This window comes from Streptomyces sp. YJ-C3 (assembly GCF_053891275.1).
Window position 1 is genome coordinate 881,784 of record NZ_CM132685.1, and the last position, 14,620, is coordinate 896,403.

7 protein-coding genes and 1 pseudogene are annotated in these 14,620 nt (G+C 70.7%); 5 read left to right on the forward strand and 3 right to left on the reverse strand.

The window, feature by feature from the left end:
- The first annotated feature begins 26 nt into the window (after positions 1-26).
- Positions 27-2,834 (forward strand): preprotein translocase subunit SecA, encoded by a 2,808-nt coding sequence (secA, locus tag ACVHNB_RS03915; protein WP_428952820.1) that lies wholly within the window; start codon positions 27-29, stop codon positions 2,832-2,834.
- A gap of 93 nt (positions 2,835-2,927) precedes the next feature.
- Here secA and ACVHNB_RS03920 read toward each other — a convergent pair whose 3' ends face one another.
- A complete protein-coding gene (locus tag ACVHNB_RS03920) occupies positions 2,928-3,353 on the reverse strand; it encodes an Rv3235 family protein (protein ID WP_456227413.1) in 426 nt (141 codons plus the stop codon).
- Between the two features lie 310 nt (positions 3,354-3,663).
- On the opposite strand from ACVHNB_RS03920, the gene ACVHNB_RS03925 reads away from it, so the two are divergent.
- The 3 genes from ACVHNB_RS03925 (at position 3,664) to ACVHNB_RS03935 (ending at position 7,320) form a co-directional block, all read left to right on the forward strand.
- The gene (locus tag ACVHNB_RS03925) at positions 3,664-4,179 is read left to right on the forward strand and encodes a DUF6912 family protein (protein WP_428952818.1); all 516 of its coding nucleotides are present in this window, start codon (positions 3,664-3,666) and stop codon (positions 4,177-4,179) included.
- A 40-nt stretch (positions 4,180-4,219) separates the two neighbouring features.
- Positions 4,220-4,894: an HAD family hydrolase gene (locus ACVHNB_RS03930; protein WP_428952817.1), complete on the forward strand. Its 675-nt coding sequence runs from the start codon at positions 4,220-4,222 to the stop codon at positions 4,892-4,894.
- 128 nt (positions 4,895-5,022) lie between these two features.
- On the forward strand, positions 5,023-7,320 hold the full coding sequence (locus ACVHNB_RS03935; protein WP_428952816.1) for an ATP-binding protein: 2,298 nt from the start codon (positions 5,023-5,025) through the stop codon (positions 7,318-7,320).
- A gap of 15 nt (positions 7,321-7,335) precedes the next feature.
- On the opposite strand, the pseudogene ACVHNB_RS03940 reads toward ACVHNB_RS03935, so the two are convergent.
- Positions 7,336-8,168 (reverse strand): annotated as a pseudogene (locus tag ACVHNB_RS03940) (IS5 family transposase).
- 340 nt (positions 8,169-8,508) lie between these two features.
- Positions 8,509-9,075 (reverse strand): DJ-1/PfpI family protein, encoded by a 567-nt coding sequence (locus ACVHNB_RS03945; RefSeq protein ID WP_428952815.1) that lies wholly within the window; start codon positions 9,073-9,075, stop codon positions 8,509-8,511.
- Positions 9,076-9,518: 443 nt separating this feature from the next.
- Here ACVHNB_RS03945 and ACVHNB_RS03950 point away from each other — a divergent pair, with 443 nt between their 5' ends.
- Positions 9,519-14,450, forward strand: coding sequence for an NAD-glutamate dehydrogenase (locus ACVHNB_RS03950; protein ID WP_456227414.1), 4,932 nt, complete (start codon positions 9,519-9,521; stop codon positions 14,448-14,450).
- Positions 14,451-14,620 lie beyond the last annotated feature (170 nt).

Consider the following 14,620-nt stretch of genomic DNA (forward strand, 5'->3'; position numbering starts at 1 on the left):
CCCGACCGGCAAGGAGACCAACCCCCGTGTCCGTCCTCCAGAAGATCATGCGTGCAGGCGAAGGCAAGATCCTGCGCAAGCTGCACCGCATCGCGGACCAGGTCAACTCCATCGAAGAGGACTTCGTCAGCCTCTCCGACGCCGAGCTGCGGGCCCTCACCGACGAGTACAAGCAGCGCTTGGAGGACGGCGAGACCCTCGACGACCTGCTGCCCGAGGCGTTCGCCACCGTCCGTGAGGCCGCCAAGCGTGTGCTCGGCCAGCGTCACTACGACGTGCAGCTCATGGGCGGCGCCGCCCTCCACCTCGGGTACGTCGCCGAGATGAAGACCGGTGAGGGCAAGACCCTCGTCGGTACGCTGCCCACTTACCTGAACGCGCTGTCCGGCAAGGGCGTCCACCTGATCACGGTGAACGACTACCTGGCCGAGCGCGACTCCGAGATGATGGGCCGCGTCCACAAGTTCCTGGGCCTGAGCGTGGGCTGCATCCTGGCGAACATGACGCCGGCGCAGCGCCGTGAGATGTACAACTGCGACATCACGTACGGCACGAACAACGAGTTCGGCTTCGACTACCTGCGCGACAACATGGCGTGGTCCCAGGACGAGCTCGTCCAGCGCGGCCACAACTTCGCGGTGGTCGACGAGGTCGACTCCATCCTCGTCGACGAGGCCCGTACGCCGCTGATCATCTCCGGCCCCGCCGACCAGGCCACCAAGTGGTACGCGGACTTCGCCCGGCTCGTCACGCGCCTGAAGAAGGGCGAGGCGGGCAACCAGCTGAAGGGCATCGAGGAGACCGGCGACTACGAGGTCGACGAGAAGAAGCGGACCGTGGCGATCCACGAGCCCGGTGTCGCCAAGGTCGAGGACTGGCTGGGTATCGACAACCTCTACGAGTCGGTGAACACCCCGCTCGTGGGTTACCTGAACAACGCCATCAAGGCCAAGGAACTCTTCAAGAAGGACAAGGACTACGTCGTCATCGACGGCGAAGTCATGATCGTCGACGAGCACACCGGCCGTATCCTCGCCGGCCGCCGCTACAACGAGGGCATGCACCAGGCGATCGAGGCGAAGGAAGGGGTGGACATCAAGGACGAGAACCAGACCCTTGCGACCATCACCCTGCAGAACTTCTTCCGCCTCTACGACAAGCTCTCCGGCATGACCGGTACGGCGATGACCGAGGCCGCCGAGTTCCACCAGATCTACAAGCTCGGGGTCGTCCCGATCCCGACGAACAAGCCGATGGTCCGCAAGGACCAGGCCGACCTGATCTACCGCACCGAGGTCGCCAAGTTCGACGCGGTCGTCGACGACATCGCGGAGAAGCACGAGAAGGGCCAGCCGATCCTCGTCGGTACGACGTCGGTCGAGAAGTCCGAGTACCTCTCGCAGCAGCTCTCCAAGCGCGGCATCCAGCACGAGGTGCTCAACGCCAAGCAGCACGACCGTGAGGCCACGATCGTCGCGCAGGCCGGCCGCAAGGGCGCCGTCACCGTCGCCACGAACATGGCCGGCCGTGGTACCGACATCAAGCTCGGCGGCAACCCGGACGACCTCGCCGAGGCCGAGCTGCGCCAGGCGGGTCTCGACCCCGTCGAGCACGTCGAGGAGTGGGCGGCCCGGCTGCCCGCCGCCCTGGAGAAGGCCGAGCTGGCCGTCAAGGCGGAGTTCGAGGAGGTCAAGGACCTCGGCGGGCTCTACGTCCTCGGTACCGAGCGGCACGAGTCGCGGCGTATCGACAACCAGCTGCGCGGTCGTTCCGGCCGTCAGGGCGACCCCGGCGAGTCGCGCTTCTACCTGTCGCTCGGCGACGACCTGATGCGCCTGTTCAAGGCGCAGATGGTCGAGCGCGTGATGTCGATGGCCAACGTGCCGGACGACGTGCCGATCGAGAACAAGATGGTGACGCGGGCGATCGCCTCCGCGCAGTCGCAGGTCGAGCAGCAGAACTTCGAGACGCGTAAGAACGTCCTGAAGTACGACGAGGTGCTCAACCGGCAGCGTGAGGTCATCTACGGCGAGCGCCGTCGCGTCCTGGAGGGCGAGGACCTGCACGAGCAGGTGCAGCACTTCATGGACGACACCATCGACGCCTACATCGGCGCCGAGACCGCCGAGGGCTTCGCCGAGGAGTGGGACCTCGACCGGCTGTGGGGCGCCTTCAAGCAGCTCTACCCGATCAAGGTCTCCACGGAGGAGCTGGAGGACGAGGCCGGGGACCGTGCCGGTCTCACCGCCGAGTTCATCGGCGAGGCCGTCAAGGACGACATCCACGCGCAGTACGAGGGGCGCGAGGAGCAGCTCGGCTCCGAGATCATGCGTGAGCTGGAGCGCCGCGTGGTGCTCTCCGTGCTCGACCGCAAGTGGCGTGAGCACCTCTACGAGATGGACTACCTCCAGGAGGGCATCGGTCTGCGCGCCATGGCGCAGAAGGACCCGCTGGTCGAGTACCAGCGCGAGGGCTTCGACATGTTCACCGCCATGATGGAGGGCATCAAGGAGGAGTCCGTCGGCTACCTGTTCAACCTGGAGGTCCAGGTCGAGCAGCAGGTCGAGGAGGTCCCGGTGGAGGACGCGGCGCCCACGTCGCTGGACAAGGCCGACGCCGTGCCGGCGCAGGCCGGGCCGCGTCCGGAGATCCGCGCCAAGGGGCTCGACGCTCCGCAGCGTCCCGACCGGCTGCACTTCCAGGCGCCGAACGCCGAGGGCGGTGTCGACGAGGGCGACTTCGTGACCGAGGACGGTCCGCTGCGCTCCGAGGCGGACGGCCTGACGCGGGCCGAGCGCAGGAAGCAGTCGAAGGGGCGTCGTCGCAAGAAGTGACCATCGCTTCCTGAAGGGCCGGGCACGGTGTGCCCGGCCCTTCCGCGTGTCCAGCGTGTGCGGCGTGTGCGGCGTGTGCAGTGTGTGCCGTGTCTAGAACGTCTCGCGGGGCGGGCGGCCGTCCAGTTCCACCGCGGTGACCCGCCAGCGCTGGTCGTGGGACAGGTGGAGGCGGAAGGCCAGGGCGTGCAGCCGGGAGCCCGCCGTGATGCGGGCGAAGACCTCGTAGGTGCCGCTCGACGGTTCGAAGTGGCCGATGCGGTGGATCGTCGGGCGGCGCCCGCCGGTGCCGAGGGAGCGGCGGGCCACCAGCCACAACAGGTCCTCGTAGGCCTGATGGGCGGTGTGGCGGGCGAACCAGTGCGGGGGCCGGTGGCCCGACAGGACCAGGAGCAGGCGCTGGGTGAAGAGCTCCGTGGGGTGCGGCGGGGCCTGGGGCGGGACCCGGCGGTCGGCCGGGCGCCGGGAGTCCCGGCGGGACGGGGGCCGGGTGGTCGCGCGGGGACCCCGCCTGGTCATCACCTTCTGCACAGCGCCTCCGGATACCAGTCGGTAACTTTGCTTGGTGATCTTGTACGGGGTCCGTCGAGAGCCCCGCAAGGGACGCCGGGCCGGGCAGGCCGGGGGCGGGCGGTTCACCTATCCGAGTGGCCGGGCGGCGGACGGGCCGGAGGCCGCAAGGGGCGGGCGGGTGAATCGGCGGAACCCCGTTGACGTGCGCGCGGGGTCCGGCCGGCAGCCCGAAGGGGGACTCCCGCACGTATCCTGAAGGCCCCATCGGCACCCTGGGCCATGGGGCCGGCTCCGAAGACGACGAAAGCGGCCCGTCATGCGCGTGTACGTACCTCTGTCCCTGCCTCGACTCGCAGAGGCGTACAAGACGGGCGAGCTGGGACCCGCGCCGCTCACCGCCTACGCCGTGACGCCCGCGCTGCGCGAGTGGTACCTGTCCGACGACATCGAGGAGCTGGAGTACGCGGCCCTCAACCGCGCCGCGCTGGCCTCGCTGCGGCTGCTCGCCGGTGAGCCCGACGCGGCGCGGCGGCGGGTCGTCGTCGCCGTGGACGTGGCGGACCGGGCCGCCGTCGCCGACCCCGACCGCGGGCTCGACCCGGCCGCGCTCGGTGAGGTGACCGTGCGCGAGGCCGTGGTGCTGGCCAAGGCCGCCGCCGTGCACGTGGACGCCGACGACGCCGAGGCCGATGTCGCGGCCGCCGCGGCCGCGCTGGGCGCCGCCGATCACGGGGACGACGACGCCCAGTTCGTCGTGGACGGGGCCGAGGACCACGAGCTGCTGTGGTTCGCCACGCAGGAGATCGCGAGCCTGGTGGGCCGCGGCGACTGAGCCCGTGGGGGCCCAGTGCGCACGGGGTACGTTCTAGGGCATGGGGAAGCACATAGCCGGCGCGCACATCGTCTGGGACTGGAACGGGACGCTGTTCCACGACAACGATGCCATCATCCGTGCCACCAACGCCGCCTTCGAGGAGATCGGGCTCGCCCCGATCACGCTGGAGAAGTACCGCGCGCTGTACTGCGTGCCGGTGCCCAAGTTCTACGAGCGGCTGATGGGGCGGCTGCCCACCGATGCCGAATGGGCCGTGATGGACGAGGCGTTCCACCGGCACTACCTGCGGCACTCCGTGGCGTGCGGCCTCGCCGAGGGCGCCGAGCTGCTGCTCGCCGGGTGGCAGGACGCCGGGCGCAGCCAGTCGATCCTCAGCATGTACGGGCATGAGGAACTGGTACCGCTGGTAAGGCAGTTGGGGATCACCGAGCGGTTCGTGCGGGTCGACGGGCGCACCGGCCCGTCCGGCGGCAGCAAGGCCGAGCACATGGTGCGGCACCTGGGCGCGCTGCGGGGCGTGGCGCCGGAGCGGACCGTCGTCATCGGGGACGCCGCGGACGACGCGGTCGCCGCGCTGGGCGCGGGCGCGCGGGCCGTGCTCTACACCGGCGGTTCGCACAGCAGGGCCAGCCTCGAAGGGGTGGGGGTGCCCGTCGTGGACACGCTCGCGGAGGCGGTGGGCGAGGCGGAGCGGATCGCCGCCGCGGCCTGAGCCGGATCTTCTCCGCGGAGTGGTCTTCCGGGGCTTCTGCGCCGACTTCGTTCACGCTCCGCAGGGCGCTGCGTACTCTGTGGTGAGAGTTCGGTGGTGTGGCAGGGCGCGACGGGGGGACGGGGAGCATGGGTTTCGGCTTCGGGCAGCGGCGTGGCGGGCAACTGCCGGTCGAGGTCACCACGTTCGTCGGCCGGGCGGCCGAACTCGCGCAGGTGCAGGGCGCGTTCGAGCAGGCCAGGCTGGTCACGCTGGTCGGACCCGGCGGTGTCGGCAAGAGCCGTACGGCCCTGCGGGCGGCGGCCGGGCTCGCCGAGCGGTTCCCGGACGGGGTGTGGCTGGTCGAGCTGAGCGCGCTGCGCGACCCCGAGCTGATCCCGGTGACGCTCGCCGCGGTGCTCCAACTGCCCGAGCAGGCAGGCATGGAGCCCCTCGACGCGGTCGTCGCCCATCTGCAGGGGCGGCAGCTGCTCGTCGTCCTCGACACGTGCGAACACCTCGTCGACGCGTGCGCGATGCTCACCGACGTGCTGCTGCGGGAGGCGGCCGGGGTGAGCGTCCTCGCCACCAGCCGGCAGCCGCTCGACGTGCCGGGCGAGCACTGTTGCGCCATCGCGCCGCTCGGCCCCGACGACGCCCTGGAGCTGTTCGTGCAGCGGGCCGCGGCCGTCGTCCCCGGCTTCGAGGTGACGGACGCCAACCGCGCGCAACTCGCCGCGCTGGCAAGCCGGTTGGACGGGATCCCGCTCGCTCTGGAGCTGGCCGCGGTGCGCTTGCGGGCGGTACCCCTGGAGCAGCTGGTGGAGCGGCTCGGGCAGCGCTTCGAGGTGCTCACCGGCGGGCGGCGCACCGCGCTGACCCGGCACCAGACGCTGCGCACGGCCATCGGCTGGTCGCACGAGCTCTGCACGCCGAAGGAGCGGCTGCTGTGGGCGCGGCTCTCCGTCTTCGCGGACTCCTTCGAGCTGTCGGCCGCCGAAGTGGTCGGCGCGGGAGGCGAGCTGGGCGGCGGCGAGGTGCTCGAGTGCCTGATCGGGCTCGTCGACAAGTCCGTCGTCCAGCGCATCGGTGAGAACGGCAGCCGCTACCGGCTGCTCGACACCATCCGCGAGTACGGCGCCGAATGGCTGGCGGAGTCCGGGCAGGCGGCCGCCGTGCGGGGGCGGCACTTCGCGTACTACCGGGACCTCGGGCAGCGCTACTGGGACGAGTACCTCACGCCCGCGCAGCCCGCGCACTACCGGGTGCTGCGCGCCGAGAAGTCCGACCTGCGGGCCGCGCTCGAATACGCCTACGAGCGGCCGGAGTCGGTCGCGCAGGGCGTGTGGCTGGCCGCTCAGCTCGGCCCGTACTGGCGGGCGGTCGGCGGGATCTCCGAGGGCCGGTACTGGATCGAGAAGGGGCTGGCGCTCCTCGACGAGGTGGGCGAGGAGCAGGCGTGGGGGCGCTTCATGGTGGCCCTCGCCGCGGTGTGGACCGGCGATCTGCCCGGCGCCCTGGAGCTGTTCCACCGGGCCGTCGAGGTGGCCCGGGAGTCGGGGACGGACCGCGTGGAGCTGTTCTGCGACGCCTACCTCGGCGGGCTGACCGCGCTGTGCGGGGAGCCCGAGGGGCTCGTGGCGCTGGAGGACGCGCGGCAGCGGATCCTGGCGCGCGGCGACGGGCTCGGCATCGGCGTCATCCACTACGAGGCCGCCGTGGTGCTCGGCGTGCTCGGCGACACCGAGAGCGCCCTGGAGCTGTGCCGCACGGGCCTCGCGTACCTGGAGAGCACCGGCGAGCGCCAGTTGCTCGGCTCCACGCTCATGGTGCAGGGCCTCATGCTGTGGCTCGGCGGCGAGCGCGAAGCGGCCCTCGGGCCCCTGTGCCAGGGACTGGAGGCCGCCGCCGAGATCGACGAGGTGCTCGTCGCCGCGATGTGCTGCCTGGTGCTCGCCTGGTCCGCCGCGCACGAGGAGCGGTACGTGCGGGCGGCGTGGCTGCTCGGCTACGCGGAGAACGCCCGGCGGCTCGGCGGCGACCCGGTGGGCATGCTGCCCTCGCTCTTCCACGAGCAGGAGACCGTGCGCGGAGCCGTGCGGCTGGCGCTCGGGGACGCGGAGTTCCGGCGGTGGAACGAGGTGGGCGCGCGGCTCTCCGGCAGCCGGGTGCTGGACGCCGTCCGCTCGGGAGCCGAGACGCCGGGGGCCGCGCCGGTGCCCGCGGCCCGGCGCGCCGGGGTGGACGCGCTCACCCGGCGCGAGCGGGAGGTCGCCGCGCTGGTGACGCAGGGGCTGTCCAACCGGGAGATCGCGGAGCGGCTGGTGATCTCCAAGCGGACCGCCGACGCGCATGTGGAGCACATCCTGGCCAAGCTGGGGGTGGGGTCCCGCACGGAGGTGGCCGCCGTCGCCGGTGCCGGCCTGGAGAACTCGGACCGGCCCTAGGTCGTGTCCGCAAAGTCATGGGAGCCAGAGTTGTAGGCAGGCGAGGGTGACCATGGCTTGGTAGTGGCGGGCTCGTTTGTCGTAGCGGGTGGCCAGGGCCTTGTGGTGCTTGAGCTTGTTGAAGCAGCGTTCGACGAGGTTGCGGCGCCGGTAGGCGGCCCGGTTGAGTCTGCATCGGCTCTGGCCTCTGCGGATGCGGCCGTTGATCTGGTCGATTCGTTCCGGGATCGCTGCTTTGATGCCGCGTCCGCGCAGGTAGGCGCGGATCTTGACGGACGAGTAACCCTTGTCTGCGGCCACCCGCTCCGGTCTGGTGCGTGGGCGGCCCGGACCGCATCGGGCGACCCGGATGCGGGCCATCACCGCCTCGAACTGGGTGCAGTCGTTGACGTTCCCAGCGGTCAGGGTGAAGGCCAGGGGCCGGCCGAGTCCGTCGCAGGCAAGGTGGATCTTCGTGGTCAGTCCGCCGCGGGAGCGGCCGATCGCCTCGCCCGGCCAGAGCCCCCTTTTCGTGCCCCGGCCGCATGCTGATGGGCTCGCACCGTCGTGGAGTCGACACACACGATCGACCAGTCGACAGCGCCCACGGCGTCGGAATGCTGCTGGACGTGGGCCAGCAGGCGGTCCCAGGTTCCATCGGCCGACCAGCGGCGGAAGCGTTCGTAGACCGTCTTCCACGGGCCATAGCGTTCCGGCAGGTCCCGCCAGGCCGCCCCGGTCGACAGCTTCCACAGGATTCCGTTGACGACCTGACGTCGGTCCCGCACCGGACGGCCCATCCGGGGCGGAGCCAGTAACGGCTCGATCACCGCCCAGGATTCATCGGTCAGTTCATGACGACGCACCATGAACAGACCAACGAGCCAACGACTTTGCGGACACGACCTAGGGCGGGTCCGGCTCTAGGTATACGGAGTCCCGCTCACCGGGCCGACATGCGTATACGTGTCTCGCGCGATACCGATGCACCGGTCAGGCGGGTGCCGCTTAGCTGTACACGTGCCGCATGGTCCGGGAAGGACACGCGCGGCGGGGCGTCGGGCAGTAATGGTCAACTCCCCACGGCTGTCGTGGCAACGGCTCCCCGTCGTGGTGCCCGGAGCGCGGTGCGCCACGGTGGCTGCCCTCGTCGGCGGGGCAGCCACCTCCTTGAGCCAGGCCCGCCCGGACCCCGCGGGCCCAGGTGCTTCAGACCGCCGGTGCCTTCGCCCGCAGCACCGTGAGGAACTCCCGCATCCAGGCCGGGTGGTCCGACCAGGACCGGGCCGACACCAGCGTGCCGTCGACGACCGCCGCCGCGTCCTGGAAGGTGGCGCCGGCCGCCTGCATGTCCGGCTCCAGCGCCGGGTACGCCGTCACGCGGCGGCCCCGCAGGCCGTCGACCGCGGCGGTCAGGAGCGGGCCGTGGCAGATCTGGGCGACGGGCTTGTCGGTGTCGAAGAAGGCCTTGACGATCTTGCGGAGTTCGCCGTCGCCGCGCAGGTACTCCGGCGCCCGGCCGCCCGGGATCACCAGGGCGGCGTACTGGCCCGGGTCGACTTCCGCGAAGGCCAGGTCGGCCGGCCAGGTGTAGCCCGGCTTCTCCGTGTACGTGTCGAAGCCCGGCTCGAAGTCGTGCACCACGAGGCGCAGCCGCTTGCGGGTCGGGGCCGCGACGTGGACGTCGTAGCCCTCCTCGCGCAGCCGCTGGTACGGGTAGAGGACCTCCAGCGACTCCGCCGCGTCGCCGGTCACGATCAGGATCTTGGGTGCCATTGGTCACACGCTCCCCTCGGCGAGCCGGTGTCCGCCGTCGTGCCCAACCTCCCGCCGCCCCCGGATCCTGGCAAGAGGGCGCGGTTCTGTGCAGAGTGTCAAAGTTCGGCCGCTGGTTTTGTACACATACGGCTCATGACGGGTCCCCGGTGCGGAGCGATAGCCTTGTCCCGTGATCAGCGCGATATCTCGCGGGGGCATCGTCGCCCCCTGCCCGCGCCGGGAGCTCACGGGTCGCCACCGCGACCGTGCCCGGCGCTCAGCCGCTGATCGTTTCCGGCGGATGGCCAGTTCGTTGAAAATGGCGCATTACCGTCCGCTCTTCTCCCATTCCGGCATAACGTCGATGTCGACCGGACACCCCGCGTCGCGGCGTTACGTCGACCGCTTTACCTACGTCACGTCTACGTCACGCAACGGCGCGCGACAGGAGCCAGAGGACAATGCAGACCAAGCTGGACGAAGCCAAGGCCGAGCTGCTCGCACGGGCCGCCCGGGTAGCTGAGAACAGCCCGGTAGGGGGGCACCTACCGACTGGGGCGACGGACGAGGGCACTCCTGACCGGGACACCGTGCTCACGTTCCTCCAGCGCTACTACCTGCACACCGCACCCGAGGACCTCACGGACCGCGACCCGGTCGACATCTTCGGCGCCGCGTACTCGCACTACCGCCTCGCCGAGAACCGACCGCAGGGCACCGCGAACGTCAGAGTCCACACGCCGACCGTCGAGGAGAACGGCTGGACCTCCAGCCACTCCGTCGTCGAGGTCGTCACCGACGACATGCCGTTCCTGGTGGACTCCGTCACCAACGAGCTGTCCCGTCAGGGCCGCGGCATCCACGTCGTCATCCACCCGCAGGTCGTCGTCCGCCGCGACGTCGCCGGCAAGCTCCTCGAGGTGCTGCCGGCCGGCACCACCGCCGAGGGCCACGACGTGCTCACCGAGTCGTGGATCCACGTCGAGATGGACCGCGAGACCGACCGGGCCGACCTGAAGCAGATCAGCGCCGACCTGCTGCGCGTCCTGTCCGACGTGCGCGAGTGCGTCGAGGACTGGGAGAAGATGCGCGACGCTGCGCTGCGCATCGCCGACGACCTGCCGCGCGAGCCCACCGCGGGCGACCTGGACGAGCAGGAGGTCGACGAGGCCCGCGAGCTGCTGCGCTGGCTGTCCGCCGACCATTTCACCTTCCTCGGCTTCCGTGAGTACACCCTCACCGACGACGACTCGCTGGCCGCCGTGCCCGGCACCGGCCTCGGCATCCTGCGCGCCGACCCGCACCACGACGCCGACGACCACCACCCGGTCTCGCCGTCCTTCAACCGGCTGCCGGCCGACGCCCGCGCCAAGGCCCGCGAGCACAAGCTCCTCGTCCTGACGAAGGCCAACAGCCGCGCCACCGTGCACCGGCCGAGCTACCTCGACTACGTCGGCGTGAAGAAGTTCGACGCCGAGGGCAATGTCATCGGCGAGCGCCGCTTCCTCGGGCTGTTCTCCTCCGCCGCGTACACCGAGTCCGTGCGCCGGGTCCCCGTCATCCGCCGCAAGGTCGCCGAGGTCCTCAAGGGCGCGGGTTTCTCGCCCGCCAGCCACGACGGCCGCGACCTGCTCCAGATCATGGAGACGTACCCGCGCGACGAGCTGTTCCAGACCCCGGCCGACGAACTGCGCGACATCGTCACCTCCGTCCTCTACCTCCAGGAGCGCCGTCGGCTGCGGCTCTACCTGCGCAAGGACGAGTACGGGCGCTACTACTCGGCCCTCGTCTACTTGCCGCGCGACCGCTACACCACGGGCGTGCGCCTGCGGATCATCGACATCCTCAAGGAGGAGCTGGGCGGCGAGACCGTCGACTTCACCGCCTGGAACACCGAGTCGATCCTCTCCCGCCTGCACTTCGTCGTCCGCGTCGCGCCCGGCACCGAGCTGCCGCAGCTCTCGGACGCCGACAAGGACCGCATCGAGGCCCGCCTCGTCGAGGCCGCCCGCTCCTGGGCCGACGGCTTCGCCGAGGCGCTGAACGCCGAGTGCGGCGAGGAGCGCGCCGCCGAACTGCTGCGCCACTACGGCCAGGCCTTCCCCGAGGGCTACAAGGCGGACCACTCGCCGCGCGCCGCCGTCGCCGACCTGGTCCACCTGGAGCAACTCACCCAGGGGGACAAGGACTTCGCGCTCTCCCTGTACGAGCCGGTGGGCGCGGCTCCCGGCGAGCGCCGCTTCAAGATCTACCGGACCGGCTCGCCCGTCTCCCTGTCCGCCGTGCTCCCGGCGCTGCAGCGGCTCGGCGTCGAGGTCACCGACGAGCGCCCGTACGAGCTGCGCTGCGCGGACCGCGCCACCGCCTGGATCTACGACTTCGGCCTGCGCATGCCGAAGCCGGCGAACGGCAACGGGGACGACCTCGGGGCCGACGGCCGTGAGCGGTTCCAGGAGGCGTTCGCCGCCACCTGGACCGGGCTCGCCGAGAACGACGGCTTCAACTCCCTCGTCCTGCGCGCCGGTCTGAACTGGCGGCAGGCGATGGTGCTGCGCGCGTACGCCAAGTACCTGCGCCAGGCGGGCTCCACGTTCAGCCAGGACTACATGGAGGACACCCTCCGTACCAACGTCCACACCACCCGGCTGCTCGTCTCCCTCTTCGAGGCGCGGATGTCGCCGGACCGCCAGCGCGCGGGCACCGAGCTGACCGACGGGCTGCTCGAGGAGCTCGACGGCGCCCTCGACCAGGTGGCCTCGCTCGACGAGGACCGGATCCTGCGGTCCTTCCTCACCGTCATCAAGGCGACGCTGCGCACGAACTTCTTCCAGGAGGCGGCGGGCGGTCAGCCGCACGAGTACGTCTCCATGAAGTTCGACCCGCAGGCCATCCCGGACCTGCCCGCGCCGCGGCCCGCGTACGAGATCTGGGTGTACTCGCCCCGCGTCGAGGGTGTGCACCTGCGCTTCGGCAAGGTCGCGCGCGGCGGCCTGCGCTGGTCCGACCGGCGCGAGGACTTCCGCACCGAGATCCTCGGCCTGGTCAAGGCGCAGATGGTGAAGAACACCGTCATCGTGCCGGTCGGCGCCAAGGGCGGCTTCGTCGCCAAGCAGCTCCCGGACCCGAGCGTGGACCGGGACGCCTGGATGGCCGAGGGCGTGGCGTCGTACAAGACCTTCATCTCGGCGCTGCTCGACATCACCGACAACCTGGTGGCCGGCGAGGTCGTGCCGCCCGCCGACGTCGTGCGGCACGACGAGGACGACACGTACCTCGTGGTCGCGGCCGACAAGGGCACGGCGACGTTCTCCGACATCGCCAACGGGGTCGCGGGCAGCTACAACTTCTGGCTCGGCGACGCGTTCGCCTCCGGCGGCTCGGCCGGCTACGACCACAAGGCGATGGGCATCACCGCCCGCGGCGCCTGGGAGTCCGTCAAGCGGCACTTCCGGGAGCTGGGCGTCGACACCCAGTCCGAGGACTTCACGGTCGTCGGCGTCGGCGACATGAGCGGTGACGTCTTCGGCAACGGGATGCTGCTCTCCGAGCACATCCGGGTGGTCGCCGCCTTCGACCACCGGCACATCTTCATCGACCCGAAGCCGGACGCGGCGACCTCGTACGCCGAGCGCCGCCGCATGTTCGAGCTGCCGCGCTCGTCCTGGGCCGACTACGACAAGGAGCTGATCTCCGCGGGCGGCGGCGTGTTCCCGCGCTCCGCCAAGGCGATCCAGCTCAACGCCCACATCCGCGAGGCGCTCGGCATCGAGTCCGGCCAGGCCAAGATGACCCCGGCCGAGCTGATGAAGGCCATCCTGCAGGCGCCGGTCGACCTGCTGTGGAACGGCGGCATCGGCACGTACGTGAAGGCGTCCGCGGAGTCGAACGCGGACGTCGGCGACAAGGCCAACGACGCCATCCGCGTCGACGGCCAGGACGTCCGCGCCAAGGTCATCGGCGAGGGCGGCAACCTCGGCGCGACCCAGCTGGGCCGCATCGAGTTCGCCCGCAGCGGCGGCAAGGTCAACACCGACGCCATCGACAACAGCGCCGGGGTGAACACCTCCGACGTCGAGGTCAACATCAAGATCCTGCTCAACGGCCTGGTGGCCGACGGGGATCTGACGGTGAAGCAGCGCAACAAGCTGCTCGCCGCGATGACCGACGAGGTCGGCCACCTGGTGCTGCGCAACAACTACGCGCAGAACACCGCCCTGGCCAACGCCGAGGCCCAGTCGCCCTCGCTGCTCCACGCCCACCAGCGCTTCATGCGCCGGCTCGGCAAGCAGGGGCACCTCGACCGCGGCCTGGAGTTCCTGCCCAACGACCGGCAGATCAAGGAACTCCTCAACACCGGGCGCGGGCTGAGCCAGCCGGAGCTGGCCGTCCTCCTCGCGTACACGAAGATCACGGCCTCGGACGAGCTCATCCAGACGAGCCTGCCCGACGACCCGTACCTGCGTCGGCTGCTGCACGCCTACTTCCCCGAGGCGCTGCGCGACAAGTACGGCGAGGCGATCGACGCGCACGCGCTGCGCCGCGAGATCATCACGACCGTCCTCGTCAACGACACGGTGAACACGGGCGGTTCGACGTTCCTGCACCGGCTGCGCGAGGAGACCGGCGCCTCGCTGGAGGAGATCGTGCGGGCGCAGCTCGCCGCCCGGGAGATCTTCGGGCTCGGCGAGGTGTGGGACGCGGTGGAGGCGCTCGACAATGTCGTCGCCGCCGATGTCCAGACCCGGATCCGGCTGCACTCGCGCCGGCTCGTCGAGCGCGGCACGCGCTGGCTGCTCAACAACCGGCCGCAGCCGCTGCAGCTGGCCGAGACGATCTCCTTCTTCCAGGACGGCGTCCACGAGGTGTGGGCGGCGCTGCCGAAGATGCTGCGCGGCGCGGACGCCGAGTGGTACCAGTCGATCCTCGACGAGCTGACCGGCGCCGGGGTGCCGGAGGAACTGGCGCAGCGCGTCGCCGGGTTCTCCTCGGCCTTCCCGACGCTCGACATCGTGCAGATCGCCGACCGGACGGGCAAGGAGGCGCTGGCCGTCGCCGAGGTGTACTACGACCTCGCCGACCGGCTGTCGATCACCCAGCTCATGGACCGCATCATCGAGCTGCCGCGGGCCGACCGCTGGCAGTCGATGGCCCGCGCCTCGATCCGCGAGGACCTGTACGCGGCGCACGCCGCGCTCACCGCCGATGTGCTGGCGGCGGGCAACGGGACCTCGACGCCGGAGCAGCGGTTCAAGGCGTGGGAGGAGAAGAACGCGCCGATCCTGGGCCGCGCGCGCACCACTTTGGAGGAGATCCAGGGCTCGGACGCCTTCGACCTGGCGAACCTGTCGGTGGCGATGCGGACGATGCGTACGCTGCTGCGGGTGCACTCGTAGGGCGTAGCCGATACGCAGACGGGGGCGCCCCGGGCCGGATGTGCACCGGCCCGGGCGCCCCCGTTTCCGTGGCCGGTGCGGCACGGACCGGGCGCCGTCCTTCGCCATACGCCGCTAATTCCGGCATTCCGTCTAAAGTGGACCTGATTGTCTGACAGATCTCTGACCGA

Excerpts from the sequence above, each read along its gene's own strand:
- ACVHNB_RS03945 (WP_428952815.1), bottom strand. The coding sequence starts at position 9,075 with ATGGCACCCAAGATCCTGATCGTGACCGGCGACGCGGCGGAGTCGCTG.
- ACVHNB_RS03920 (WP_456227413.1), bottom strand. The coding sequence starts at position 3,353 with ATGACCAGGCGGGGTCCCCGCGCGACCACCCGGCCCCCGTCCCGCCGG.
- ACVHNB_RS03930 (WP_428952817.1), top strand. The coding sequence starts at position 4,220 with ATGGGGAAGCACATAGCCGGCGCGCACATCGTCTGGGACTGGAACGGG.
- ACVHNB_RS03935 (WP_428952816.1), top strand. The coding sequence starts at position 5,023 with ATGGGTTTCGGCTTCGGGCAGCGGCGTGGCGGGCAACTGCCGGTCGAG.
- ACVHNB_RS03925 (WP_428952818.1), top strand. The coding sequence starts at position 3,664 with ATGCGCGTGTACGTACCTCTGTCCCTGCCTCGACTCGCAGAGGCGTAC.
- ACVHNB_RS03950 (WP_456227414.1), top strand. The coding sequence starts at position 9,519 with ATGCAGACCAAGCTGGACGAAGCCAAGGCCGAGCTGCTCGCACGGGCC.